A 24,123-nucleotide genomic window follows, 5' to 3' on the forward strand; every position below is an offset into this window, starting at 1 on the left:
CCCTCAAGGTTTCAAGTACCCAGCCGCCGTCGCCCGCAAGATGAAATCGGACCACACCACCTTCCATTCGCCCCTCGTCGATCGCCAGGCTCGTGCCCGCCAGAACGGCCACGCCTCAGCCATCATCTGGCTGACCGGCCTTTCCGGCGCGGGCAAATCCACCCTCGCTTGCGCGCTGGAGCAGGCGCTCCATGCCAGCGGCCACCGCAGCTATGTCCTCGACGGCGACAACGTGCGCCAGGGCCTGTGCGGCGACCTGGGCTTTTCCCGCCAGGACCGGCAAGAGAACATCCGCCGCATCGGCGAAGTGGCCAGGCTGATGATGGATGCCGGCCTGATCGTGATCACCGCCTTCATCTCCCCCACCGAGCTGACCGGGATCGCGTTCGCGCCAGCGTGGCGGAAGGCGAATTCATCGAAATCTATTGCCGGTGCGAAATCGAAACCTGCATCGAGCGCGATCCCAAAGGGCTGTACAAACTGGCCCTGGCCGGACAAGATCCAGGAATTCACCGGCATATCGTCCCCCTATGAGCCGCCACAGCAACCGGAACTGACGCTGGACACCTCGCGGCGGGATATCACCAGTTGCACCCAGGCCTTACTCTCCCTGCTGCACGCACGCAAGCTGCTAATCCGGTAATCTAGTCGGCATGCGCGCCATCTCGCCGCCGGCGCTTCCCGCCACGATGAACACCGCCAGATCTCGATGCCGAAACCCGTCCACGACCACCGGAGCACGATCAGAACCGCAAGCTGCGTGCTTCACATCGGTGCGCCCAAGACCGGCTCCACGGGACTCCAGTGTTTTCTCGGTGACAACCGTGCCCGCCTTGCCGCTGCCGGGCTGCTTTACCCCGGCTCGATCGAACGCGGCCATGCCCACCACGACCTCGCCTTCCTCACCGCCGGCGGCTATCCTGAATGGGCAAGCTCTCAGCCGGCGTCCCTCGGCGAACTGCTCGCCGCCATACAAACCGAATTCCAGGCCCAGCCTGCGCTTCGCAAGCTGCTGCTGAGCAGCGAAAACTTCTACTGGCTGAGCGATCCCGAAGCCGTACGTAGGATGCTGGACACCCTCGGTCATAGGCCCGAACAGATTGCGGTCGTGGTCTATATCCGGCGCCAGGAAGACGCGATCGAGTCCTGGTACAACCAGTTGGTGAAGGCGCTCGGCTACAGTGCCGATTTCAGCCAAAGCATTGCCGACTACGACAGCCTGTGGGACTACCATGCCCGCCTCTCCGGCTGGACAGCGGTCTTCGGCGAGGATCGGATCGTGCCGCGCATCTATCCGGACGACGACGACGATTTCGACATCCGGCGAGACTTCGTCGCCCTGCTCGAACTCGCCGATCCGGATCTGCACTACGCCCCTGATCGCCCCAACCGGCGCCTGGTGCGCGATCTGCTGGAGTTCCAGCGCATCATCAACCGCTTGCCGCTGCCCACCATGGCCAAGCGCCGCCATCACAAGCGACTCATCCATCTGTCGGCACACGCCGAGGAACTGGGGCTCGAAGACGCACCGCTACATACGCCCGCCACACGGCAAGCCATCCGCTCCCGCTATGCCGAAGGCAACCGCATCGTGGCGCGCAGTCATTTCGACCGCGATGCCATGTTCCCACCCGCCACGGCAGCCAGGACAGCGGCAAGCGCCGAGCTGCCGCCACTGGCTGCGGAGAAGCAAACGGCCATCCTGGCCTGGCTGCAGTCGAGCCAGCCCGACAACAGCGAAGGCAGGCCATGACGCAGTTCGTGCCGGAAAACGACAGCTACGACGCCCATGCCCGCAGTTGCGCCCCGGACGATCTATGGGGCCAAGTCAAGCGCACGGTGCATGGCAAACCGCTGTCCGCTGCGCAGATCGACATGATCCTGGAAAACGTCCAGGCGATGCTGGAACTCAACGCCTCCGACGTTCTGCTCGACCTCTGCTGCGGCAATGGCGCACTAACGCACCACTGGTTCGCCGCCTGCGCCAACGGTATTGGCGTCGACGCCTCTCCCTGCTTGATCGACATCGCCCGCAGCCGCTTCGGCGAAGGCGAGCCCGACCGCTTCGTGCTTGCCGAAGCAGTCAGCTATCTCGAATCACCCCAATGCCGCAGCGATTTCACCAAGGCGGTCTGCTACGGCTCGCTGCAATATTTCTCCGCCGGACGCGCCGCCGAACTGCTCGCCGCCTTGCGCCGGCTCTGCCCGACGCTACGCCGCGTCGTGATCGGCAACATTCCCGACCGCGACCGGGCAGCCGCCTTCTTCGGTGCGAAGCTGCCAGACGCCGAAGAACTCGACTCGCCGCTCACCCCAACCGGTGTCTGGCACAGCGCGCAAGGCTTCACCGAACTCGCCCGCCGCAGCGGCTGGCGCTGCCGCACGCAATCCATGCCCGCCGACTTTCATGCCGCCCACTACCGCTTCGACGCAATCCTGACCCCGCTGGAAGAGAACAGCCGATGAACAAGATCATCTGGATCGCGGGCATGCCCCGCTCAGGCACCAACTGGATCGGCCAGATCTTCGCCTCGCACCCCTCGGTGCGCTACAAGCTCTGCCCGCTGTTCTCCTACGATTTCAAGGACGCCCTGGACGAGCACAGCAACGCCGCCGAATGGACGACCCTGCTGCAAGCCACCTACGACACCCGCAGCGAGTATCTCGACCAGGAATATCTTCGCCGCGACACCCTGGTGCCCTGCTTCGCCGAACGCGAGGCTGCACCCCCGGTGCTGGCGATCAAATCCACCCGCTATCACCACCTGCTGCCGCGCCTGCTCGAACTCCTTCCCCACGCTCAGGTCGTCGGCATCGTGCGCGATCCACGTGCCGCCATCCACTCCTGGCTCAGCAACCCGCTGGAATTTCCGGCCGACGCCGATCCGGCGACCGAATGGCGCAGTGGACGCTGCCGCAAGACGGCCATCGGCGAATACTGGGGCTTCGACGACTGGAAAACAGTCGCTACACTCTACCTCGACCTTGCCCGTCGCCACCCTGGCCGTTTCCATCTGGTGCAGTACGAACAATGGGTACAAGCACCACTCGCCTGCGTCAGCCGCAGCTTCGACGCACTCGAGCTGGACCTGCATCCACAGACCGAGGCTTTCCTGCGCGAATCGCAGAGCCGACACACCGAGCATCCCCGCGCAGTGTTCAAGCACCCGAGCGTCGCCTCGCGCTGGACGGAAACACTGGCCCCGGCCATCGCCCAGACCATCGCTGCCGAACTCGAAGGCACGCCACTCGCCGGCTTCCTGGTTTCTCACGCTCCCCGCCCATGACCGACAAACGCCAGCTCGCCGATCTTGCCCTGTTCGGCGGCGCGCCCCTGTTCGAGCGCGTCCGCCCCATCGGCCAGCTCGCCAAACCCGACCCGCAACGCTTCTTCGCGCTGATGAAAGGCGCGTTCGAGCGCCGCCGCCTCTCCAACAACGGGCCACTGGCGCAAGAACTCGAAGCCCGCCTCGCAAGCCTGCACGCGGTCGGCCACTGCATCGCCTACGCCAACGCCGGACTGGCGCTGATCGCACTGATCGAAAGCATCGCCGCCGGGCGCAAGGGCAGCGTCGTCATCCCGACCTTCACCTATACCGGTTTGCCGCACATCGTGCGCTGGGCGGGACAGACGCCGCGCTTCTGCGACATCGACTCCGGCACCCATACCCTGACCGCCGCCAGCGTTGCCGCCGCACTGCGCGACGACACCCTGATGGTGCTCGGCGTGCATCAGGCCAACAGCCCCTGCCCAATCGAAGCGCTGTCCGCCCTTTGTGCCGAACGCGAGCTGGCGCTGCTGTTCGACGCCGTTCATGGACTGGGCGCCAGCCACCAAGGCAGGCCGATCGGCGGCTTCGGCCTGGCCGAAGTCTTCAGCCTGCATGCCACCAAACTCCTCAATGGCTTCGAGGGCGGCTACATCACCACCGACGACGACGAACTCGCCGCGCTACTGCGGCGCAAGCGCAACTTTGGCTACACCGGTGAATCCTCGATCGACACCCTCGGCCTCAATGCCAAGCTCAACGAAGTGCACGCCGCCAGCGCACTCGCCGCGCTCGATGACCTCCCGCGAGTCATCGCCCGCAACCATCAGCGGCTCCAACGCTACCGCGATGCCTTCGCCGGCATCGCCGGCCTGTCCTGGATCGCCTATCCACGACAGGACGCCAGCAACGCAGAATTTCCGCTACTGCGACTGGCGCCGGACTGGCCGGTATCGCGCGATACCCTGGTCGCCATCCTGCGCGCGGAAGGCGCCTTGGCGCGGCCCTACTACTCGCCGCCGCTGCACCTGCAAGACGACCCCCATCACCCGCCGCTACCGGTTGCCGAGGCACTTTCGACCTGCATCGTCCAGATGCCGACCGGCGAATCGGTGGGCGCTGGCGACATCGAGCGGCTGGCAGAACTGGTTCGCTTCGTCGCCACCCACGGAGAGGCGATCCGCGCCGCGCTCGCCGCGGGCAAGGGACTGAAATGAAGAAAACCCATCTCACCCAGTTCGCCTGCTTCGGCGGCACGCCCAGCTTCGCCGAAGAGCTCCCGGTCGGCCAGATCAACCTGCCACCCTGGGACGAATTCGAGGCGATGTTCGCCGACATTTTCCAGCGCGGCTACTACACCAACCACGGCCCACTGGTGGCCGAACTGGAAACCGCCGTCGCCCGCACGCTTGGCGTGCGCCACGCCATCTGCATCACCAACGGTACGGTGGCACTCGCGATCGCCGCACTCACGCTGCGCCTCGCCGGCGAAGTCATCGTCCCCGCCTTCACCTTTCCCGGCACCGTGCAGGCGCTGAGCTGGGCCGGGCTGAAGCCGGTCTTTGCCGACGTCGATCCCACCACTCACACGCTTTCGGCCACGACGGTAGCGGCGCGAATCAGCCCGCACAGTTGCGCCGTACTCGGCGTCCACCTGTGGGGTCACCCCTGCGACCCGGTCGGCCTGCAGGCGCTGTGCGACGACCACGGCCTGCAGCTTTTCTACGATGCGGCCCACGCCTTCGGCTGCGGCCATGCAGGCCGCCCGATCGGTGGCCTCGGTCGCATCGAGGCCTTCTCCTTCCACGCCACCAAGATCATCAGCGGCGCGGAAGGCGGCTGCCTCACCACCGACGACGACGAAGTCGCCTCCCGCGCGCGCACCATCCGCAACTTCCATCAGGCAGAAACCTTCGCCAACGTCGGCCTGCGCATCAATGGCAAGATGAGCGAGGCGCAAGCCGCAATGGCCTTGCTGTCCTTGCGGCATTTCGACCGCCACCGCGGCCGCAACCGGCGCATTTTCGACGTTTACCGTCAGCGTGCCGCCACCTGGCCGGACATCCGCCTGTACGACTTCCCCGATGGCGAAGCGCACAACTACCAGTATGCGGTGCTGGAAATCAGCCCTGCGGCAGCGCTTACGCGCGACGAGCTGATCACACTGCTGCACGCCGAAAACGTGCTCGCGCGGCGCTACTTCTCCCCTGGCGTACACCGGCTGTCGCCCTATGCCGAACAGCCCGACCCGCCCGCCCTGCCCGTCACCGAGGCGCTGTGCCGCAATGTGATGCAGATTCCACTCGGCCCCCGCGTCGACGCCGAAGCGGCCCACCGCATCTGCGACCTGATCGAGCTCGCCCTCGCCGAAGGCGGCAGCATCGCCCCCCGCCTGCGCCAGGCCAGCCACACCGAAGCGCGCACCGGATGAAGCTCGGCATCATGCAACCCTACCCCTTCCCCTACATCGGCTATTTCGAGCTGATGGCACGGGTCGACCGCTGGGTGGCATTCGATGTCGTGCAATACAACCGGCGCAGTTGGATGAACCGCAACCGCATCCTGCACCCCAGCGCCGGCTGGCAATACTTCTCCATCCCGGTGGCCAAGGCTCCGCACGGCACCGCGCTGTCGGCAATCCGCCTCGCCGATCCCGCCGAAGCCGAACGCCGGCTGCTGGCGCAATTGCAGCACTACCACCGGCACGCGCCCCATTTCCGTTTCGTGACCGATCTGGTGCGCGACGCCTTCGCCCGAGCCGGCGACGACACCCTGGTCGGCTTCAGCCTGGCCAGCCTCAGCGCCGTCGCCGAACGGCTGTCCATCGCCTTCGTGCCCGAACGCTGCTCACAGCTCGGCCTGGCGCTCGACGGCATCGAGCATGCCGGGCAGTGGGCGCTGTGCATCGCCGCCCAGCTCGGCGCCGACGCCTATCTCAATCCACCCGGCGGTCGCGCCCTGTTCCGCCCCGAGGAATGGGCGACCGCCGGCATCGAACTCGATTTCACCGAGCTGAACATCTTGCGCTACGACTGCTCGCCCTATGTCTTCGAGGCACACTTGTCCATCCTCGACGTGCTGATGTGGTGCAGCCCCGACGACGTCGGCACCTACCTGCACAAGCAACGATCCGGAGCCACTCTCCATGACCAACTCTGACACTGCCAACACCGTGGCGCAGAACATCGACTACGACAAGGTGCTCGCCGGCAAGAGCGTCGCCGAGCAGCTCCGCATACTTCGCGGTTTCCGCCGCGCGCTGCACGTGGGTGACGAGCTGCATATCGCGCTGCCGGACGGCGCCGATACCAGCCACAGGCTTGCCGAACACGCCCGCTATGCCGGCTTCGCCGAAGCTGTCATCGGCGATGGCGGACTGAAGCTGCGCGCTCCCGACCACCGCCTGGCCGCCGATGAGATGCCGCTGGTGACGATCGCCATTCCGGCCTTCAAGCCCGAACACTTCGTCGCCTGCCTGAACAGCGCACTGGCGCAGACCTATCCGCGGCTCCAGATCCTGGTCTGCGACGACAGCGGCGGCGACGTGCTGGGCGACATCGCCGCTGCGTACGCGTCCTCCGACTGTGCCATCGACTGGGTCAGCAACGCAGTCAACATCGGCGGCCGCGCCAACTTCACCCAATGCCTGGAGCGCGCCCGCGGCGACTTCGTCAAATTCCTCTGCGACGACGATCTGCTCGAGCCCGATTGCGTCGAACGCATGGTCGAAGCCTTTCGCCTCAATCCCGGCGCAAGCTTGGTGTTCTCGCGCCGGCAGCGCATCGACGGCGACGGCCAGCCCCTGCCCGACGACCACCACACCGAGCCGCTCGCCGACCACGACTGCGTGTTCCAGGGCGATGCACTGGCCGGCGCGGTGATCGCACTCCAAACCAACTTCATCGGCGAACCCACCACGGTCATGTTCCGCCGCGCCGATCTCGCCTGGATTCAACCGCACTACGCCGCCTTCGACGGCCACGACGACATCCGTGTGGTCGGCGACATCGCCGCCTGGCACAACCTGCTGTCGCAGGGCGAAGCGGTCCCTACATCGCCCACCCCCTGAGCCGCTTCCGCATCCATCCGGGCCAGAACCAGTCCCGCGCCGAAATCCGCGAACTGATCGCGGTATCCTGGGCCAAGCTGGAACAAGGATCGCGGACACTGGGCTTCATGCAGCAACCGCATCCGCTCCTGGCCCACCGCCTGCCGGGTGCCAGCTGCTGGCAAGTCGAGCCGGCGCTGCCGCTCAACCGCCGGCTCGCCGCACTCGGCGGCACATCGGCCATCGAGGACAGTACCACCACCACGCCTTCCACGACGGACGAGGGCACCGAGGCTACCGCCGCCGACAGCATCGCCACCGAACAAGACCGGCAGCAGCTCGAGCAGGCCCGCGAACTCATCGCCCAGGACCGGCTCGCCGAGGCTGCCGAACTGCTCACCGCGCTGGTACTGGCCGAAACCCCCTTGTCCGACGCCTACCACAACCTTGCCTGCCTTGCCGTCCGCCAGAACGATACCGACACAGCCATCGCACTCTTCGGCATGGCGCTCGACCGCGATCCCGCCTCCACTACCGTGCGCCGCAATCTGGCACTGGTGCAGAGCATCGCTCAACAGTACGAGGACGCGCTCGCCACCCTGAGTCCCACTCTGCGCTCCGGGCAGGCCGGTCGCGAGGACTACGCCCTGTTGCGCGAGCTGCTGGGCATAGCGCCGGCGCTCAGCTCCATCGCCTGGGCCCGTCTCCTGGCCGATCTGCGCGCCCCCGACGCCGAGACGAGGAAGGCACTGGACGAGCACGCCACGCTGCGCAGCCAGTTCGCAGCACTACAGGCGGAAAACAGCCGGCTGCGCACCGAAATAGGGGAACTGCGCGAGAAAGTGCATGGAGAAGTACGCCATTCCGCCCTGGTCTCCGGCAGCGCCCCGCACCAACCCTGATCGTGATGCGCAAACCGCGCTGAGAACCGCCCATGCCCCCCAGACTCATCGCCTTCCACCTCCCCCAGTTCCACCCCATCCCGGAAAACGACGCCTGGTGGGGCAAGGGCTTCACCGAATGGACCAACGTCGCCCGTGCCACGCCGCGCTTTCCCGGCCACCACCAGCCGCAGTTGCCGGCCGACCTGGGTTTCTACGACCTGCGCCTGCCCGAGGCGCGCGCCGCGCAGGCGGAGCTGGCCCGCGAATACGGCATCCACGGTTTCTGCTACTACCACTACTGGTTCAACGGCAAACTTCTGCTGGAACGCCCGGTCGAGGAAATCCTCGCCTCCGGCGAGCCTGACTTTCCCTTCTGCCTGTGCTGGGCCAACGAGAACTGGACGCGACGCTGGGACGGCGCCGAACAGGAAGTGCTGATCGCCCAGCACTACAACGACGATGACGACCGCGCCCACATCCAGTATCTGATCCCCTTCTTCCGCGATCCGCGCTACATCCGCGTCGACGGCAAGCCGCTGATGCTGATCTACCGCGCCCGCCACCTGCCCGACCCCGGACGTTCGCTGGCCATCTGGCGCAACGAGGCGCGCAAGGCCGGCATCGGCGAACTGTTCATCTGCCGGGTGGAAAACTTCTTCAACGAGCGCGACGATCCGCACGCGCTCGGCTTCGACGCCTCGGTGGATTTCCAGCCCGACTGGAAGGCGATCGACGACGAGCATCCGAGCGCCGTACTGCCGGACGAGCATTTCGTCATCGACTACAGCAACATGGTCGAAGCCCAGCTCGCCCGCCCCGAAGTACCTCACCTGCGCTTTCCCGGCGTCACGCCATCCTGGGACAACTCGGCACGGCGCAAGAAGAACGCCTTCATCATTGCCGACAGCACGCCCGAGGCCTACGAACACTGGCTCGCGGAAAACCTTCGCCTCGTCGCGGATCGTCCGCAGAGCCAGCAACTCGTGTTCATCAACGCCTGGAACGAATGGGCGGAAGGCAACCACCTCGAGCCCGACCAGAAGTTCGGTCGCGCCTGGCTCGAAGCCACCCGCCGCGCACTCGACAAGGCCGCAGCACCGGACACCGTCAAGCCGCCGCCGCTGACCGATCCGCTGGTACACCACGGCTTCGCCATCCGTCAGCACTACCTCAAGCACCTCGCCGCGCAGCGCATCGGCAAGGCCATCGCGCCGCTGCACGACGAACGCCTCGCCGGTACCGCGCCGCCGCGCATCCATCTCGTGCTCGATGCCACCCGCTGCGCTGACGAAGCCCTGTCACGCTCGCTGAACGCCATCTCCGGCCAGCTCTACGAGCACTGGCAACTCGACGTGCTGTCGGTCCGGCCTTCGCCGCAGATCGCCTCGTCCCGCCTCTGCTGGCACACCATCGCGCCGGAACAGGCCGGCCAGGCAGTGGCCGAACTGATCTCGGCCAGCACGGCGGATCGCCACACCGTGCTCATCGGCGGCGACATCCTCGCCGAAGACGCACTGCTGTTCGCCGCCCAGCATCTGCTCGACCACCCGGACTGCCCGCTGATCCTCACCGACGGCGACACGCGCGCGGCGGACGGCAAGCCGCTGCGCACCTGGCTAGCGCCCGGCCTGAACCCGGACTGGCTGCGCTCCACGCTGCACGTCGGCGGCGCGGTGATCGCCTCCGGCGAAATCCTGCTCGGCGCGCTGCAGGACATCGGCGCCTCGCCCTGCGACGCGCTGGCGCTGGCCGCCGTACTGCGCGCGCTCGAAGCGCCCGCCGCAGCCCATCACCTGCCGCGCATCGCCCTCAGCCGGCCTGAGGGCCAGGACAGCATTCCGCTTGCGTTCCGCGCCGAACTGCTCGGCCTGCATCTGGCCCGCCTCGGCCACGCCGCGTCGCTCAAGCATGCCCTGGTCGACGACGCCTGCCATGTGCATTACGAACATGCCGGCCCCCTGCCCGCCGTCGCCGTGCTGCTCGGCCCGCCGGCCTCGCCGGCGGATGTGCTGCGCAGCGTCGAAGGTCTGCTGGCACGCACCGACGGCTTCCCGCTGTCCATCCTGCTGCCGCGCGCTCCCGATGCGTCCGCCGAACTGCGCGACTGCCTCGGCCAGCTCGCCGCGCTCGATTCGCCCAACATCCGCATCATCGACGTCGCCGGCGGCGGCCCGTCGGCGGTGTTCAACCAGCTCGCCGCCGCCACCGACGCCCCGCTGCTGCTGCTGCTCGACTGCGGCCTGGCGCCGCTCGACGACGGCTGGCTGCAGGCACTCGCCAGCCATGCGCGGCGGCCGGGCATCGGCGCGGTCGGCGCGCGCATCGTCGCCCCCGACGGCGGATTGTGCGAAGGCATCGTGCGGCTCGGCCAGAGCGGCGTCGCCGGCAGCCCGTATCTCGGCGTGTCGGCCAACTACACCGGCAACGGCGGTGAACTGCATCTGGAGCAGAACTGCATCGCAGTCTCCGGCCGCGGCATGATGCTGGCGCGCGCGCATTTCCTCGATGCCGGCGGCCTGCGCGCCGAGCGCTACCCGCAGGCCCATGCCGCCATCGATCTGTGCCTGCGTCTGCACCAGCGCGGGCTGCGTCAACTATGGACGCCGCACGCCACGCTGGCCGCGCCCGCTGCCGTCGCGCCCCGGCCTTTCGCCCCGCCCAACGCCGCCGACGTTCCGTTGCTCGAAGACTGGCTGCGCGAACTGCCCACCGACCCTTACGCCAACCGCCAGCTCAACCACGAGGGAGTCCGGCCACGACTGCAGTTCAACCTCGCGCTGGCCCACGACCCGCTGCCCTGGCGCCCGATACCCCGCATCTACGCCCATCCGGCCGATCTCAAGGGATGCGGCGAGATGCGCATCCTCGGGCCGATGCGCGCCCTCGCCCGTGCCGGCCAGATCCACGGCAATGCCAGCACCCGCTTCCTCGGCCCCTGGGATCTGGCCGCGCTGGCCCCCGACACCGTGCTCACCCAGCGCATCTTCACCGACACCGGGCTGGACTGGCTGCAAACCTACCGCCGCCATGCGCAAAGCCTGCTGATCTACGAAGTGGACGATCTGCTCACCCGTATCTCGCCCGACAACGATCTCGGCAAGGGTTTCCCGGCGGACATCGAAGCACGCATGAGCCGCGCCATCGGCCTGTGCGACCGTCTGGTGGTTTCGACCGAAGCGCTTGCCGCCGCCTATCGCCGCCATGCGGCGGAAACGGTGGTCACCCCCAATCTGCTCGACGACGACGCCTGGGGACCGCTACGGGCACAGCCGAACGAAGGCCCGCGCCTGCGCATCGGCTGGGCCGGCAGCGCCAGCCACCGTGGCGACCTGATGCTGCTCGAAGAAGTCATCCGCGCCACCGCCGCGCAGGTGGACTGGGTATTCCTCGGCTTCTGCCCGCCGGCGCTGAAATCGCTGGTGCGGGAAGTCCATCCGCCGGTTGCCATCGCAGCCTACCCTGCCGCGCTGGCCGCGCTGCGCCTGGACATCGCCGTCGCCCCACTCGCCGCCAATGCCTTCAACGAGGCCAAGAGCAACCTGAAGCTGCTGGAATACGGCGCACTCGGCTACCCGGTGGTGTGCAGCAACATCCTGCCCTACCAGGGCAGCCTGCCCGTCGTCCGGGTGGCGAACACGCCCCAGCAGTGGCTGAATGCGCTGCGCCGCCTGATCGCCGACCGCGACGAGCGCGAAGCCCTCGGCACGGCCTTGCGCGACGCGGTGCGCACCGGCTGGATGATCGATGCCCGGCGTGCCGAATGGCTCGCCGCCTGGGTGCGCTGAAACGGCGGCCCGGTCTGATCCCTATCAGCCAGGCACCCGTCAGCCCGGCGCCCGTCAGCCCGGCGCATCGATATGCACCGCCGGCAGCCCCTGCCGGTGGCGCGCCCAGGCCAGCTCCAGCCCGGTACCGAAATGACGGGCAAACGCCAGGGCATCGAACAAGGGCACACGTTCGCGCGTTTCACGCAATTGCTCGCGCAAGGCCGCGCGCCGCGCGCCGTCCCTGACCAGTTCCAGCACCAGCGCCTCGTAGCCGGCGGCATCTGCCGCCACCAGTTGCGACAAGCCTGCCGCGCTGACGATGCTGGCCGACACCCGCGACACGAAGCTGTCGCCACACAGCGCCAACTGCGGCACGCCGGCCCACAAGGCGTCGCTGGCCGTGGTGTGCGCGTTCACCGGAAAGGCATCCAGCGCCAGATCGGCCCGGCCCAGCCGCCCCAGGTGTTCCGCCGCCGCCACCCGCGGCGCCCATGCCAGGCGGGCGGGATCGATGCCGGCAGCCTGCGCCTCGCGGACGAAAACCGCCTTGCCGCTGTCCGGCCCGTCCAGCAGCCACAGCACCGCCTGCGGGCATTGCGCCAGCACGCGCAGCCATAGCGCAAAGCTGTCGCGGGTGATCTTGTAATACTGGTGGAAAGCCGCCAGCACCACCGCCTCGTCCGGCAGGCCGAGCGCGGCGCGGGCGGGCATGGCACCGACCTCGCGCCCACGGTCGTTGGGCTGGTAGCAGCCCGGCAGGCGAAGCACCTGCTCGCTGTAGCCGGCTTCGGCACCGGGCGGAATCACCACCGCATCGGCAATGATGTAGTCCAGCCAGGGCGCGCCCATGGTGCCGGGAAAGCCCAGCCACTGCATCTGCAACGGCGCCGGCCGATGGGCGAGGATGCCGGCGCGGTAGCCCTGCGTCCAGCCCTTGAGGTCGATGGCGACGTCCACACCGTCGGCGCGCATGCGCTGTGCCGCTTCGAGGTCGGACATCGGCGCCACCTGCACCCATTCGGGGATCGCCGCGCGCAGGCGCTGCCGGTAGACGTCGCCCTCGCCTTCGGGCGGGCCGTAATCGTAGGCGATCAACCGGAAGCGCGCCGGATCCAGCGCTTCCAGCACACCGGTCATCAGGTGCGCGGTGGCGTGATCGCGAAAATCCGCCGACAGCAGGCCGATCCGCAGCACGGCCCCGCTTCTGTCCGCCATCGCCCGCTCCGGCAGCGCAGCATGGCCGGCGAACTGTGCGGCGAAATTGCGCGCCACCTGCAGCTGCGATTCGGCCGTGGCGCCCGGCGTCGTCAGCCAGGCGAAAGGCGAAGGACAATGGCCGCTGGCGGTGGACAGGGCGCCGTCCGCCAGCTGGCGCGCCAGTTCGGCTTCCATCAGCTCCGCGCCATCCCAGTCCACCACCTGGCGGCAGGCATGGGCGCCCTGCAGCAGCCAGGCGGGGCGCGGCGAGCGCGACACGGCCTCGACGAACGCGGCCCGCGCTTCCTCGTGCTCGCCGAGATCAACGCACACGCAGCCCAGGTTGTACCAGGCGTCCACGCATTCGCCGTCACTGGCCAATGCCTGCCTGAAACACTGCTTCGCCTCCGGCCAGGCGCCGGCGTCGCGCAAGGCCGCTCCCAGGTTGCTGAACGCCAGCGCCCATTCCGGCGCCAGCGCCGCCGCGCGCTGGCCGGCCTCGATGGCCTCGGCCAGCCGCGCCTGGCCTTGCAGCAGCACGCACAGGTTGGACCAGCTCGGCGCATCCTCCGGTGCCTGCGCAAGCGCGGCGCGCAGCAGGCGCTCGGCTTCGGCCTTGTCGCCGGCCGGGTCGTCGACCAGCAGCGCCCCCAGCATCGCCAGCGCCCCCGTGTCCTGCGGCAGATGCTGCAGGTTCAGGCGGCAGAACACCTGCTTCAGCCCGGCATCGCCCAGTTCGACCAGCAGTTCGCGGCACAGTCCGGCCAGCTCGGCGTCCTGCGGCGCGCGCTCGTAGGCCAGCCAGAACTGCTCCAGCGCCTCGATGCGCTCGCCCTGCTCCAGCAGCGCGCACGCCAGGTTGTAGCGCGGCGTGGCCGCGTCCGGCAGCAATTCCACCGCCCGGCGGTGTGCGGCGATCGCATCCGCCCGTTCGCCCGCAGCGGCCAGGGCATTGCCGAGGTTGCTCCAGCCCTGTCCGTCCTGCGGCAGCAGTTCCACCGCGCGACGCAGTGCCCGCGCGGCCCCGCCATGCTCGCCCAGCAGGTGCAGGGCGCTGCCGAGCAGCTTGTGCGCAGGGCCGCAATCCGCATGCCGCAAGCACAGCCCGCGGGCGAGTTCCGCCGCCTGCGCGTGGCGGCCGGCGGCGAAATGCGCGGCGGCTTCGCTCAAGATCCTTTGGTCTGATGCCGAAAGAGAGCTGTGTCCGGTCATGGCAAGGCAGTGCCCACGCTTGAAAGGTGCCGCATCTTACCGTGCTCCACATGCGCCCCGGCATGGCCCGTCCCGACGGCAAGCGAGCAGCGGCAATGATTGCCGCCTCCGGGCAAGAAAACCCCTAAAGTCCGGCACCTTGCCGCCGTTAATGGAGCCAAGAGCACAGGAAAACGGTTTATCGGACTGGCTCCTGGAACCGACCGGCTTTCACCCAAACACCGCCGGACCTTTTTGATACTTCTCTGACGGAGAACAATCATGTCGCAAGTCATCAACACCAACGTTCAGTCGCTGAATGCCCAACGTCACCTGAACGGTTCCGGCGGTTCGCTGGCCACCTCGCTGCAGCGCCTGTCTTCCGGTCTGCGCATCAACAGCGCCAAGGACGACGCCGCCGGCCTCGCCATCTCCGAACGCTTCACCGCCCAGATCCGCGGCCTCGACCAGGCCCGCCGCAATGCCAACGACGGCATCTCGCTTGCCCAGACCGCCGAAAGCGCGCTCGAGTCCGCCGGCGAAGTGCTGCAACGCATCCGCCAACTCGCCGTGCAGTCGTCCAACGCCACCAACTCGGCGTCCGACCGCAAGGCGCTGAACGCCGAAGTCAACGAACTGACGGCCGAACTCGACCGCATCGCCAAGACCACCGAATTCAACGGCCAGAAGCTGCTCGACGGCTCCTTCACCTCCGCCGTGTTCCAGGTCGGCGCCAACGCGGGCCAGAGCATCACCGCCACCTCGGCCAACTTCAGCACCAGCCAGTACGGCAACTACCGTGTCGGCTCCAAGGTCGCCACCGATGCCGGCGCCAAGGGCGACCTGACCTCAGGCAGCACGGCCTTTGCGATCGGCTCGAACGCCGCAGCCACCAGCCGCGTGACTGGTGGCGCCGTCACGATCAACGGCGCGACCGGCGCGGCCACCGTCACCATTGCCGCAGGCGCCTCGGCCAAGAAGGCCGCCGAGCAGATCAATGCCGAAACCGGCAAGACCGGCGTCAAGGCTTCCGCCAAGACCGAAATCGACGTCATGGCCATGACGGCCAACACCTCGTACAAGTTCGACGTGAAGTCGGACAACGCCACCGCCGTGACCGTGTCCTTCACGGTCGGCAGCGCCATCGACCAGGACGGCCTGGCTGCCGCGGTCAATGCCTTCAACGATGTGTCGGCCAAGACCGGCGTGACGGCCCGTGTCAATGACGGCGGCGATGGCATCACCCTGCTCAACGCCAACGGCGAGAACATCACCATCGCCAACGCGGCGAGCGGCTCGGCAGCGGCAACCATCGGCGGCACGAGTACCGCCGCGGGCGCCACCGCCGTCGCCACCGGCCAACTGGTCCTGGATTCGGAGCGCACCTTCAGCATCGAAGCTGCCAACACCACCGACTTCTTCAACAATGCGAATGCTTCCGGGCAGTTGCAGAAGGTGGCCGATCTCGACGTCAGCTCGGTTGATTCGGCGCAACGCAGCCTGGCGCTGGTCGACTCCGCCCTGGCGGCCGTCAATAGCCAGCGTGCCAAGTACGGCGCCCTGCAGTCGCGCTTCGAGACCACGATCGCCAACCTGCAGACCACTTCGGAAAACATGTCGGCCTCCCGCAGCCGCATCCGCGACACCGACTTCGCTTCCGAAACGGCCAACCTGACCCGCGCGCAGATCCTGCAGCAGGCCGGCACCGCGATGCTGTCGCAGGCCAACGCCCTGCCCAACAACGTGCTGTCGCTGCTCCGCTGATAGCCGCAGTCTGACGGTGTAGCATCACCCGGCGCGGGGCTCGCAAGAGTCTCGCGCCGTTCGCCCATCAAGGAGGTGAATCGAGAACATCGAATCGATCGGCAGCGCCATCCCGCAGACGGCGCGCATCCTGTCGCAGGCCACTCAATCTTCGCCGCAGGCGGCAGCCCCCGATCCAGTGGCGGTGGCAACAGGCGCGCCGACCGCCGGCACGCCCGCTGCCACCCCGGCGCCGCAACCCGACGCCCAGCAGATCGCGCAGGCCGTGGAAGAAATGCGCTCCGCCATCTCTCCCGTGGCACAGAACTTGCAATTCTCCATCGACCAGGATATTGGCCGTACCATCGTCAAAGTTGTGGATGCATCCACCGACGAGGTCATCCGCCAGATCCCATCCGAGGAAATCGTCGCCATCGCCAAGGCGATGGACAAGCTGCAGGGGCTGCTGATCAAGCAGCAGGCCTGAGCGACACAGAAGGAGAGCACATCATGGCCGCGATCACGTCTGGGGGTTCCGTCCTCGACATCACCTCCATCGTCAGCCAGTTGATCACCGCCGAACGCCGGACGACCCAGCAGCCGCTGGTGAACAAGGAGGCCGCGCAAACGGCCAAGCTGTCGGCCTTCGGCCAGATCAAAGGCGCCTTGAGCAGCCTGCAGACCGCAGCCGAGGCGCTGGGCAAGAACGACGTGTTCGGCGGCGTCAAGGCCACGGTCAGCGGCAAGGGTTTCACTGCCACCGCCAAGGCGGGCGCTGCGACCGGCAACCATTCGATCGAAGTGTTCCAGCTCGCCAAGGAGCAGCGCGTCTCCACCGATGCCGCCACCAGCTTCGTGCCGGCCGCCGGCAGGCTGAGCATCCAGTTCGGCACCGTCAATGAAAGCGGCAGCTTCGAAGCCGACGCCGAGCGGATGGCTTCGTTCGAGTTCGAGGGCGGCACGCTGGCCGAACTGCGCGACGCCATCAACAACGATGCCTCGCTCGGCATCAAGGCCACCATCGTCAATAACGGCAGGGCCGACCAACTGGTGCTGACCGGTGCCGCCGTCAACGGCCCGGCCACCGGTGCCAACATGGCCTTCAAGCTCACCGGCGCCGGCGGCCTGGAAGGGCTGAGCTACGATCCCGGCACGGGCGCCGGCGGCAATGGCATGTACTCGGTGCAGGCAGCACAGGACGCCCGCCTGAAGGTGGACGGCATCGAGATTTCGCGCGGCAAGAACACCATCGACGACGTGCTGGAAAGCGTCACGCTGACGTTGAACGATGAGCCGGAAACCGACGTGACCAGCCTGAAGGGCACGCTGGCGGTCGCAACCGACAACGAACAAGCGCGCAAGGCGGTCGACGCCTTCGTCAAGGCCTACAACGAAGTCACCGACATCCTCAAGTCGGTCACCGCCTACGACACCACCACCCGCCAGGGCTCGACGCTGACCGGCGACTCCACCGTGCGCAACATCCAGTCCACGCTGCGCAACGCCCTCAACGACGCGCTGGGCGGGCTGGGCGGCGTACAGTCGCTGGCGGAGCTGGGCATCGGCAGCGGGACCAAGCTGGACAAGGAAAGCGGCCAGGTGACCGTCGATGGCAAGCTGTCGCTCGACAGTGCCAAGCTCGATGCCGCGCTGTCGGACCCGAACAAGGACCTGGTGGCCTTCTTCAACGGCAAGGACGGCGCAAAAGGCTTCGCCGCGACCTTCAGCGAACGCCTCGGCGGCCTGCTGGACGACAGGACGGGCCTGATCGCCACCCGCACCAAGGGCATCGACGACAGCATCAAGTCCCTGCAGGAACAGTTCAACCGCATCGACGAGCGCATCGTGGGCATGGAAGAACGTTACCGCATCGAGTTCTCGCGCCTCGACAGCCTGCTCGCCGGCATGTCGCAGACCAGCAGCTACCTGGCCCAGCAACTGGCCAACCTGCCCAAGATCGGCGGCTAAGGAGACGGGACACCATGTTCGGCACTTCCTACGCCAACCGCGCCTCGGCCTACGCCCGCGTCGGCACCGAAACCAGCGTCGACGCGGCCAGCCCGCACAAGCTCATCCTGATGCTGTACGACGGCGCCCTGCTGGCGCTGGGCACCGCGCTGGTCGCCGTCCGCAACAAGGACATCCCGACCAAGGGCCAGTCCATTTCGAAGGCCATCAACATCATCGACAACGGCCTCAAGGTCAGCCTCGACATGAATGCCGGCGGCGAACTGGCCGGGCGCCTGCACGCGCTGTACGAATACATGAGCGAGCGCCTGCTGTATGCCAACCTGCACAGCAGCGAGGCGGCGCTGAACGAAGTCATCGGCCTGCTCACCAGCCTGCGCGAAGCCTGGGCCGGCATCGCCGACCAGGCCACGGCCTGAACGGGAGGCCGACATGCTGACGCCGGAAAGCTGCCGTGAACTGCTTGCGCTGTACGAAGCCATGGCGGAGGCCGCGGTGCGCAACGACTGGAGCCGGCTCGCCGAACTCGAAGCGGCGAGCTCCGAACTGCGCAAGGCGGCCGCGGCCGCCCCTGCCGACACCGCCGGGCTGCCGGATGCTGCGCAGCGGGAAATGGCGACGATGATCCAGCGCATGCTGGAACTCGACGCCGACGTTCGCAGCCATGCCGAACCTTTCCTGGAGAGCACGCGCAAGCTGCTGTCCGGCACGATACGCAGGCGCAACGTACGCGATACGTACGGCAACATCTGACGCGCCCGACCCTGGGGTGACTCTCCCGGGCAAGGAGGGAACCTCGATGATCCCCGCTGACCTCGCCGCCCGGCTGAGAACACTCACCGAGGCCAGCTTCTTCAATACCAGCCCGCCGGTTGCCGGCCTGCAGCGCGCGCGCGAAATCCAGGCCCTGCTGCCGGAACTGCAGCAAGGCCAGCGCTTCTTCGCCACGCTGCTGCGCACCCTGCCCGACGGCTCGTTCCGCGCCGTGGTCGCCGGCAAGGAAATGACGCTGGCGCTGAACACCTCGGCCAAGCCCGGCGACACCCTCGAGCTCGAGACTTCGCGCGTGACGCAGCAGGCGGTGTTCGCCCGCGTCGTCGGCAACGATGCCGCCAGCGCCAACGCCTCGGCCCAGCCCGCACTGAGCCAGACCGGCCGGCTGATCAGCTTCCTGCTCACCGGCCAGCCTTCGCCGCCGCCGGCAAATCTTGCCGGCAACCAGCCGCTGCTCACCGCCCCGCCGACCAGCGGCGCGCCGCTGGTGCCGCTGCTGCGCCAGGCGCTGGTCCAGAGCGGCCTGTTCTACGAATCGCACCAGGCCGAATGGGTGCTGGGCACGCGCGACGGCGCCAGCCTGATGCGCGAACCGCAGGCGCAGGCCGGTGCCCAGGCAGCAGGCGCACGCGGCAGCGCTGCCACGCCCTCCCAGACGGCAGCAAGCGGCGCGGCCGTCGCCGGCGACCAGGCGGCCGATGGCCGCGAACGCACGAACGCCGCCCTGCGCGCCCTCGCCGACGACGCCGCGCCGGTCCGCAGCAGCACCAGCGCGCCGATTCCCGAACGCCTGCTGCCCGTGGTCCATCAGCAGCTGGAAGCGCTCGCCACCCATCAGTACGTGTGGCAGGGTCAGGCCTGGCCGGGGCAGCAGATGGAATGGATCATCGACGACCCCGAACGGGACGATGGCGAAGACGACACCACGGCACAGGACTGGAACACCACGCTGCGCCTGAGCCTGCCCCGCCTGGGCAGCATCGAAGCGCACATGCAGTTGACGCCGGCCGGCGTCGCGCTGCGCCTGCGCTCGGACGACGACGCCAGCATCGTCGCGCTGGACGCCGGCGCCGCCAGGCTGGCCGAATCCTCGAAGCAGCCGGCCTGAAGCTGACCGGCCTGGTGGTGGAACGCCGTGATGACTGAATCCAAGCCCCAGCGCAGCGAAGCCGTCGCGCTGGCCTACACCGCCGGCGAGACGGCGCCGCGCGTGGTGGCCAAGGGCAAGGGCGTGCTGGCAAGGGAGATTCTCGAGCGGGCACGCGAAGCCGGCATCTACGTGCATGAATCGCCCGAGCTCGTCAGCCTGCTGATGCAGGTCGACCTCGACACGCGAATTCCGCCCCAGCTCTACATCGCCGTGGCCGAACTGCTGGCCTGGCTGTACAGCGTGGAGCAAGGCAGCGACGCCGGGCCCGCACCAGTGGCGCACGACCTGCCCGAGTCGCTGCGGCCGAGGCCGGCCGACACGCCGGAGTAGGCTACGCCGGCGACGATGAGTCGTGCTATAAGCAACGACGAACAGCATCGGCAAAACAAGCTTCCCATCACGGTATGACGATCGAACACGAGATGACCCGCGTCGAGCTGCTGCAGGCCGACGACCCGTCGAAATACCTGCTGAAGGATCGGCGCGAGATCACGGCCGTGCTCCGCCGCCTGCTCGATGCGCGCGAGCTGGTGAGGGCACGCGGCACGCCGGATGGCGACTCCTTCCTGACTGCGCTGCTGCAGGTCGACGAGGACGACGCGGTGCTCGTGCTGGACGGCAGCCCCGACGAGGGCATCAATGCCCGCCTCGGCCGCGCCGCCCAGCTCGACTGCGTCACCCAGCTCGACAAGGTCCGCATCCAGTTCATGCTCGAACGGCCGATGCTGCAGACCTGGGGCAGCGGCGCCGCTTTCCGTGCAGCCATGCCGGTCGAACTGCTGCGCCTGCAGCGCAGGGAGTTCTACCGCCTGCAGACGCCGGCCACCCATGCGCTGACCTGCAGCGTGCCACTGCCCGGCAGCGGCGAAATGGCGTGGCGCATCATCGACATCAGCGGCGGCGGCATTGCCATCGCCGTTCCGCCGAACGATGCATCCTTTGCGCCAGGCGACGAATTCCCCAGTTGCCGGATCAAGCTTCCCGACAGTCCGCCGATCCACGCGCGCCTGACGGTGCGCAACCTGTTCCGCCTGACCACCCGCAACGGCGTCGGCATGCTGCGCGCGGGCTGCGAATTCTCGGACATGCCGCCGGGAGCGGAAGAGGCCATACAGCGTTACATCCTGAAGATCGAGCGCCAGCGCAGCGCACGCCAGCGCGCCCTGGGCTGATCCATTCGCAGACACAGGCCATGACTTCCGACGCCGACCACACGCCCGCCCCGATCGACATGGACCGGCGCGACACGATCGAACAGTTCATCCTCGGCGGCCACCGGCAGGTGCGCCAGTTGCTGCAGGAGCTGATCGAGCATCGCGCCCTGGTCAGCGGGCATTTCGGCAATGGCCGCTCCTTCCTGACCGCCCTGCTCGAACTTTCGGACGACGAGGAAACCCTGGTGCTGGATGCCAGCCCGGACCCGGATGCCAACCGCCGCATCCTGGCCGCGCCCAAGCTCGTCTGCGTGACCCAGCTCGAGCACATCCGCATCCAGTTCGCGCTGCACGACCTGCAGGAAGGCCGGGAAGACGGGCGCAGCCTGTTCCATGCGCCGGTGCCGCGCGAAGTGCTGCGCCTGCAGCGCCGCGCCGCCTACCGCCTGAGCGTGCCGCTGAGCCACGCCGCCACCGGCCAGATCGGCGTCAAGGGCAGCGCCGGCGCCCGGGCCACGCTAACGGGACGGCTGCTCGACATCAGCGTCGGCGGCATCGCGCTGCAACTGCCGCCGGACGCCGCACAGCTCGTCATCGGCGAACGGCTGCAGGACTGCCAGCTGCAGTTGCCGAACCTCGACCCGATCAGCGTCCAGTTGCGCGTCTGCTATCTCGATCGCCAGGAGCAGCGCAGCGGCTCGCAGATGCTGCGCGTCGGCCTGGCCTTCGTCGAGCTGCCGCACAAGATCGAGAACACCCTCCAGCGCTACATCTTCAACACCGACCGCGAACGCACCGCGCGCGAGCGCGGCGGGCTGTGATCAGCGCCGCGCGCCATACGCCTTTTCCAGCCGCCACGCGGTCGCGCCCAGCAGCACGCCCAGCACGGCGGCGCCGACGGGCAGCGTCACCGCGGCTTCCCAACTTCCCCGGCTGGCGACCAGGGCCGCGATCAGCGGCGGGCCGAGCAATTGCCCGAGGTTGGAAATCTGCAGGCTCAGCCCCTGGAAAGTGCCGATCTGGCGCGAGGTCCGGGCGATGACGGTCGAGGCCGACAGCACAGATGACGGAATCAGGCCGCCGACCAGGGATACCGCCACACAGGCCAGATAGCGCACGGCATCCGGCAAGGCCGGCGAAAAGGCGGTGTACATGAACAGGCCGCTCAGGCTGCTGCCCAGCACCAGCAGCTTGCCGCGCGCCACGCCGCGCCGCAGCAGCGTGCCGCCGATGACGTTGCCCGGCACGTTGGCCAGCACCATGATGCAGGACAGCGCGGCAACCCAGTGCATGTCCAGTCCGCGCTGCTCGCGCAGGAAGGTCGGCAGCCACACGATCAGGGTGAAATGCTGCAACGCCCAAGTCGCGAACAGCAGTCCCAGGATCCATGCCAGCGGCTGGCGCATGACCTCCCGCGCCACCGCCAGGGCGCGTTCTTCCTGGCCCTCGCTCGGCGCTTCGGCGAAGCGGTAATGCCGCCGCTGCAGCCATGCCGACACCCCGCCCGCCAGCAGCAGCACGATGGCGAAGCCCCAGATCACCCGCCAGCCGCCCAGCCCCTGCAACAAGGGCGCAGCGACCATCACCAGGCCGATGCCGCCCGGCATGTAGGTTCCCCCACACGCCCAGCACGAAGCGCCGATCCTCCAGCCGGCTCGCTGCCGACAGCAGGATCGGCGCCGACACCGCCACCGCCATGTAACCCGCCCCTTCGATCACCCGCCCCGCCAGCAGCAGCGGGAAGCTCGTCGCCAGCAGGCTGGCCGCGCCGCCCGCCAGACTCAGGCCGATCCCCGCCAGGCAGAGCCGCAACCCGCCGATGCGATCGGCCGAAAAGCCGAACATCACTGCGGCGCACACCGCGAACACGTTGATCGCCGACGACAGCCAGCCGGCCTGCACCAGGCTCAGGCCCAGATCCTCGCGCAAGGCCGAAATCATGATCGACACCTTGCCGACGTTGCTGGCCACCGCCACACCACACAGCAGCGCCGCTGCGACCGCCAGCCAGTGCGTCGCCGCCCGCTCCTGCTGCCCCCCTGCCTTCATCCGCGCCCTCACATCCGCTCCAGCGTGGCAGGCCACAGCCCGCCGCGAATTCGTCGATTCTTCACCAAGGGCGGATTCTCGCCGTTCGGCGCACGCGGGACCACCTGAATCTGCCGAACGGCATGCCGGCGCTGGACGGGCACGATGGATTGGCGGCATGCTTGCTCCCGGACCCATCACACATCACGAGCGAAGCACCGATGAAGCAGACCGAATACCTGTGGCCCCCCGCCCCGACGCCTTCCCTGCCGGTACGCGGCACCGCTGCCCGCCTGCCGGTGCGGCGCATCTTCTGCGTCGGCCGCAACTACCAGGGCCACGCCATCGAGATGGGTACGCCGATCGACAAGACGACGATGCGGCCCTTCTATTTCATCAAGGATGCCGGCAGCCTGGTCGAGGCGAGCGCCGGGAAGCCAGCGCGCGTGCCCTATCCACCCGGCACCGCCAACTACCACCACGAGATCGAGCTGGTCGTCGCCATCGGCGCCGAAGGCTTCGAGGTTTCCGCCGTCGATGCCGACCGGCTGGTCTACGGCTACGCCGCCGGCCTCGACATGACCCGCCGCGACCTGCAGAAGCTCTGCCAGGGCCAGGGCCGGCCCTGGGATCTGGGCAAGAATTTCGAGCACGGCGCGATCTGCGGCGAGATCGTCCCCGCTGCCGGCCTCGGCCTGCTCGACAAGGGCGCGATCACGCTGCAGGTCAACGGCCAGAGCCGCCAGTCCGGCGACCTGTCGATGCTGATCTGGAACATCCGCGAACTGATCGCCGACCTGTCGTGCTTCTACCACCTGCAGCCGGGCGACCTGATCTACACCGGCACGCCCGAAGGCGTCGGCGCCGTACAGCCGGGCGACCGCCTCAGCGGCCACATCGAGGGCATCGGCGACATCGAGCTGGAGATCGGCGAGCCGGAATGAGCATCG

Annotated in this window: 22 protein-coding genes and 1 pseudogene; 20 read left to right on the forward strand and 3 right to left on the reverse strand. The window is 67.9% G+C overall.

The window, feature by feature from the left end:
• The first annotated feature begins 40 nt into the window (after positions 1 to 40).
• From cysC to AAFL97_RS14210, 10 genes are all read left to right on the forward strand, one after another.
• Positions 41 to 643, forward strand: coding sequence for an adenylyl-sulfate kinase (gene cysC, locus AAFL97_RS14165; protein ID WP_341645454.1), 603 nt, complete (start codon positions 41 to 43; stop codon positions 641 to 643).
• Between the two features lie 117 nt (positions 644 to 760).
• Positions 761 to 1,753: a hypothetical protein gene (locus AAFL97_RS14170; RefSeq protein WP_341645455.1), complete on the forward strand. Its 993-nt coding sequence runs from the start codon at positions 761 to 763 to the stop codon at positions 1,751 to 1,753.
• The gene (locus AAFL97_RS14175; RefSeq protein ID WP_341645456.1) at positions 1,750 to 2,466 is read left to right on the forward strand and encodes a class I SAM-dependent methyltransferase; all 717 of its coding nucleotides are present in this window, start codon (positions 1,750 to 1,752) and stop codon (positions 2,464 to 2,466) included. The genes AAFL97_RS14170 and AAFL97_RS14175 overlap by 4 nt, the downstream gene beginning before the upstream one ends.
• Positions 2,463 to 3,287, forward strand: coding sequence for a sulfotransferase (locus AAFL97_RS14180; RefSeq protein WP_341645457.1), 825 nt, complete (start codon positions 2,463 to 2,465; stop codon positions 3,285 to 3,287). The genes AAFL97_RS14175 and AAFL97_RS14180 overlap by 4 nt, the downstream gene beginning before the upstream one ends.
• On the forward strand, positions 3,284 to 4,486 hold the full coding sequence (locus AAFL97_RS14185) for a DegT/DnrJ/EryC1/StrS family aminotransferase (protein ID WP_341645458.1): 1,203 nt from the start codon (positions 3,284 to 3,286) through the stop codon (positions 4,484 to 4,486). The genes AAFL97_RS14180 and AAFL97_RS14185 overlap by 4 nt, the downstream gene beginning before the upstream one ends.
• A complete protein-coding gene (locus AAFL97_RS14190) occupies positions 4,483 to 5,700 on the forward strand; it encodes a DegT/DnrJ/EryC1/StrS family aminotransferase (protein WP_341645459.1) in 1,218 nt (405 codons plus the stop codon). The genes AAFL97_RS14185 and AAFL97_RS14190 overlap by 4 nt, the downstream gene beginning before the upstream one ends.
• A gap of 11 nt (positions 5,701 to 5,711) precedes the next feature.
• Positions 5,712 to 6,428, forward strand: a complete 717-nt coding sequence (locus AAFL97_RS14195) for a WbqC family protein (protein WP_341645460.1) — start codon at positions 5,712 to 5,714, stop codon at positions 6,426 to 6,428.
• Positions 6,415 to 7,338, forward strand: coding sequence for a glycosyltransferase family 2 protein (locus tag AAFL97_RS14200; protein ID WP_341645461.1), 924 nt, complete (start codon positions 6,415 to 6,417; stop codon positions 7,336 to 7,338). The genes AAFL97_RS14195 and AAFL97_RS14200 overlap by 14 nt, the downstream gene beginning before the upstream one ends.
• A 107-nt stretch (positions 7,339 to 7,445) precedes the next feature.
• A complete protein-coding gene (locus tag AAFL97_RS14205) occupies positions 7,446 to 8,219 on the forward strand; it encodes a tetratricopeptide repeat protein (RefSeq protein ID WP_341645462.1) in 774 nt (257 codons plus the stop codon).
• Between the two features lie 32 nt (positions 8,220 to 8,251).
• Entirely contained in the window at positions 8,252 to 11,986 is a 3,735-nt protein-coding gene (locus AAFL97_RS14210; RefSeq protein ID WP_341645463.1) for a glycoside hydrolase family 99-like domain-containing protein, read from the forward strand.
• A 54-nt stretch (positions 11,987 to 12,040) separates the two neighbouring features.
• On the opposite strand, the gene AAFL97_RS14215 is transcribed toward AAFL97_RS14210, so the two are convergent.
• Positions 12,041 to 14,335 (reverse strand): tetratricopeptide repeat protein, encoded by a 2,295-nt coding sequence (locus tag AAFL97_RS14215; RefSeq protein WP_341645464.1) that lies wholly within the window; start codon positions 14,333 to 14,335, stop codon positions 12,041 to 12,043.
• A gap of 303 nt (positions 14,336 to 14,638) precedes the next feature.
• On the opposite strand from AAFL97_RS14215, the gene AAFL97_RS14220 reads away from it, so the two are divergent.
• The 9 genes from AAFL97_RS14220 to AAFL97_RS14260 all read left to right on the forward strand — a co-directional run bounded on the left by AAFL97_RS14220 (position 14,639) and on the right by AAFL97_RS14260 (position 21,966).
• Entirely contained in the window at positions 14,639 to 16,120 is a 1,482-nt protein-coding gene (locus AAFL97_RS14220; protein WP_341645465.1) for a flagellin N-terminal helical domain-containing protein, read from the forward strand.
• 184 nt (positions 16,121 to 16,304) lie between these two features.
• The gene (locus tag AAFL97_RS14225; protein WP_341645466.1) at positions 16,305 to 16,586 is read left to right on the forward strand and encodes a flagellar protein FlaG; all 282 of its coding nucleotides are present in this window, start codon (positions 16,305 to 16,307) and stop codon (positions 16,584 to 16,586) included.
• A gap of 23 nt (positions 16,587 to 16,609) precedes the next feature.
• The gene (fliD, locus tag AAFL97_RS14230; RefSeq protein WP_341645467.1) at positions 16,610 to 18,067 is read left to right on the forward strand and encodes a flagellar filament capping protein FliD; all 1,458 of its coding nucleotides are present in this window, start codon (positions 16,610 to 16,612) and stop codon (positions 18,065 to 18,067) included.
• A gap of 14 nt (positions 18,068 to 18,081) precedes the next feature.
• On the forward strand, positions 18,082 to 18,486 hold the full coding sequence (gene fliS, locus AAFL97_RS14235) for a flagellar export chaperone FliS (RefSeq protein ID WP_341645468.1): 405 nt from the start codon (positions 18,082 to 18,084) through the stop codon (positions 18,484 to 18,486).
• A 13-nt stretch (positions 18,487 to 18,499) separates the two neighbouring features.
• Positions 18,500 to 18,820, forward strand: a complete 321-nt coding sequence (locus AAFL97_RS14240) for a flagellar protein FliT (RefSeq protein ID WP_341645469.1) — start codon at positions 18,500 to 18,502, stop codon at positions 18,818 to 18,820.
• 46 nt (positions 18,821 to 18,866) lie between these two features.
• Complete coding sequence (fliK, locus tag AAFL97_RS14245) at positions 18,867 to 19,949, forward strand: flagellar hook-length control protein FliK (RefSeq protein ID WP_341645470.1); 1,083 nt, start codon at positions 18,867 to 18,869, stop codon at positions 19,947 to 19,949.
• A gap of 30 nt (positions 19,950 to 19,979) precedes the next feature.
• Positions 19,980 to 20,321, forward strand: a complete 342-nt coding sequence (locus AAFL97_RS14250) for an EscU/YscU/HrcU family type III secretion system export apparatus switch protein (protein ID WP_341645471.1) — start codon at positions 19,980 to 19,982, stop codon at positions 20,319 to 20,321.
• A 74-nt stretch (positions 20,322 to 20,395) separates the two neighbouring features.
• Complete coding sequence (locus tag AAFL97_RS14255) at positions 20,396 to 21,163, forward strand: flagellar brake protein (protein WP_341645472.1); 768 nt, start codon at positions 20,396 to 20,398, stop codon at positions 21,161 to 21,163.
• Between the two features lie 20 nt (positions 21,164 to 21,183).
• Positions 21,184 to 21,966: a flagellar brake protein gene (locus AAFL97_RS14260; RefSeq protein WP_341645473.1), complete on the forward strand. Its 783-nt coding sequence runs from the start codon at positions 21,184 to 21,186 to the stop codon at positions 21,964 to 21,966.
• Here AAFL97_RS14260 and AAFL97_RS14265 read toward each other — a convergent pair whose 3' ends face one another.
• Together AAFL97_RS14265 and AAFL97_RS14270 are read right to left on the reverse strand one after the other, a co-directional pair.
• Entirely contained in the window at positions 21,967 to 22,752 is a 786-nt protein-coding gene (locus tag AAFL97_RS14265; protein WP_341645474.1) for an MFS transporter, read from the reverse strand.
• A gap of 67 nt (positions 22,753 to 22,819) precedes the next feature.
• Positions 22,820 to 23,371, reverse strand: a pseudogene (locus AAFL97_RS14270) (MFS transporter); the annotation flags it as partial.
• Between the two features lie 23 nt (positions 23,372 to 23,394).
• Between AAFL97_RS14270 and AAFL97_RS14275 the strand changes: the two are divergent.
• The gene (locus tag AAFL97_RS14275) at positions 23,395 to 24,117 is read left to right on the forward strand and encodes a fumarylacetoacetate hydrolase family protein (RefSeq protein WP_341645475.1); all 723 of its coding nucleotides are present in this window, start codon (positions 23,395 to 23,397) and stop codon (positions 24,115 to 24,117) included.
• Positions 24,118 to 24,123: the final 6 nt, after the last annotated feature.

The sequence above is a fragment of the Thauera sp. SDU_THAU2 genome (assembly GCF_038260575.1).
Taxonomy (GTDB): Bacteria; Pseudomonadota; Gammaproteobacteria; order Burkholderiales; family Rhodocyclaceae; genus Thauera.

What these genes read in the sequence shown, in the direction of transcription:
- AAFL97_RS14240 (WP_341645469.1), top strand. Translation starts at nt 18,500, where the DNA reads ATGCTGACGCCGGAAAGCTGCCGTGAACTGCTTGCGCTGTACGAAGCC.
- fliK (WP_341645470.1), top strand. Translation starts at nt 18,867, where the DNA reads ATGATCCCCGCTGACCTCGCCGCCCGGCTGAGAACACTCACCGAGGCC.
- AAFL97_RS14220 (WP_341645465.1), top strand. Translation starts at nt 14,639, where the DNA reads ATGTCGCAAGTCATCAACACCAACGTTCAGTCGCTGAATGCCCAACGT.
- fliD (WP_341645467.1), top strand. Translation starts at nt 16,610, where the DNA reads ATGGCCGCGATCACGTCTGGGGGTTCCGTCCTCGACATCACCTCCATC.
- cysC (WP_341645454.1), top strand. Translation starts at nt 41, where the DNA reads ATGAAATCGGACCACACCACCTTCCATTCGCCCCTCGTCGATCGCCAG.
- AAFL97_RS14180 (WP_341645457.1), top strand. Translation starts at nt 2,463, where the DNA reads ATGAACAAGATCATCTGGATCGCGGGCATGCCCCGCTCAGGCACCAAC.
- AAFL97_RS14185 (WP_341645458.1), top strand. Translation starts at nt 3,284, where the DNA reads ATGACCGACAAACGCCAGCTCGCCGATCTTGCCCTGTTCGGCGGCGCG.
- AAFL97_RS14265 (WP_341645474.1), bottom strand. Translation starts at nt 22,752, where the DNA reads ATGCCGGGCGGCATCGGCCTGGTGATGGTCGCTGCGCCCTTGTTGCAG.
- AAFL97_RS14190 (WP_341645459.1), top strand. Translation starts at nt 4,483, where the DNA reads ATGAAGAAAACCCATCTCACCCAGTTCGCCTGCTTCGGCGGCACGCCC.
- AAFL97_RS14255 (WP_341645472.1), top strand. Translation starts at nt 20,396, where the DNA reads ATGACGATCGAACACGAGATGACCCGCGTCGAGCTGCTGCAGGCCGAC.
- AAFL97_RS14175 (WP_341645456.1), top strand. Translation starts at nt 1,750, where the DNA reads ATGACGCAGTTCGTGCCGGAAAACGACAGCTACGACGCCCATGCCCGC.
- AAFL97_RS14210 (WP_341645463.1), top strand. Translation starts at nt 8,252, where the DNA reads ATGCCCCCCAGACTCATCGCCTTCCACCTCCCCCAGTTCCACCCCATC.
- AAFL97_RS14195 (WP_341645460.1), top strand. Translation starts at nt 5,712, where the DNA reads ATGCAACCCTACCCCTTCCCCTACATCGGCTATTTCGAGCTGATGGCA.
- fliS (WP_341645468.1), top strand. Translation starts at nt 18,082, where the DNA reads ATGTTCGGCACTTCCTACGCCAACCGCGCCTCGGCCTACGCCCGCGTC.
- AAFL97_RS14250 (WP_341645471.1), top strand. Translation starts at nt 19,980, where the DNA reads ATGACTGAATCCAAGCCCCAGCGCAGCGAAGCCGTCGCGCTGGCCTAC.
- AAFL97_RS14200 (WP_341645461.1), top strand. Translation starts at nt 6,415, where the DNA reads ATGACCAACTCTGACACTGCCAACACCGTGGCGCAGAACATCGACTAC.
- AAFL97_RS14205 (WP_341645462.1), top strand. Translation starts at nt 7,446, where the DNA reads ATGCAGCAACCGCATCCGCTCCTGGCCCACCGCCTGCCGGGTGCCAGC.
- AAFL97_RS14275 (WP_341645475.1), top strand. Translation starts at nt 23,395, where the DNA reads ATGAAGCAGACCGAATACCTGTGGCCCCCCGCCCCGACGCCTTCCCTG.
- AAFL97_RS14260 (WP_341645473.1), top strand. Translation starts at nt 21,184, where the DNA reads ATGACTTCCGACGCCGACCACACGCCCGCCCCGATCGACATGGACCGG.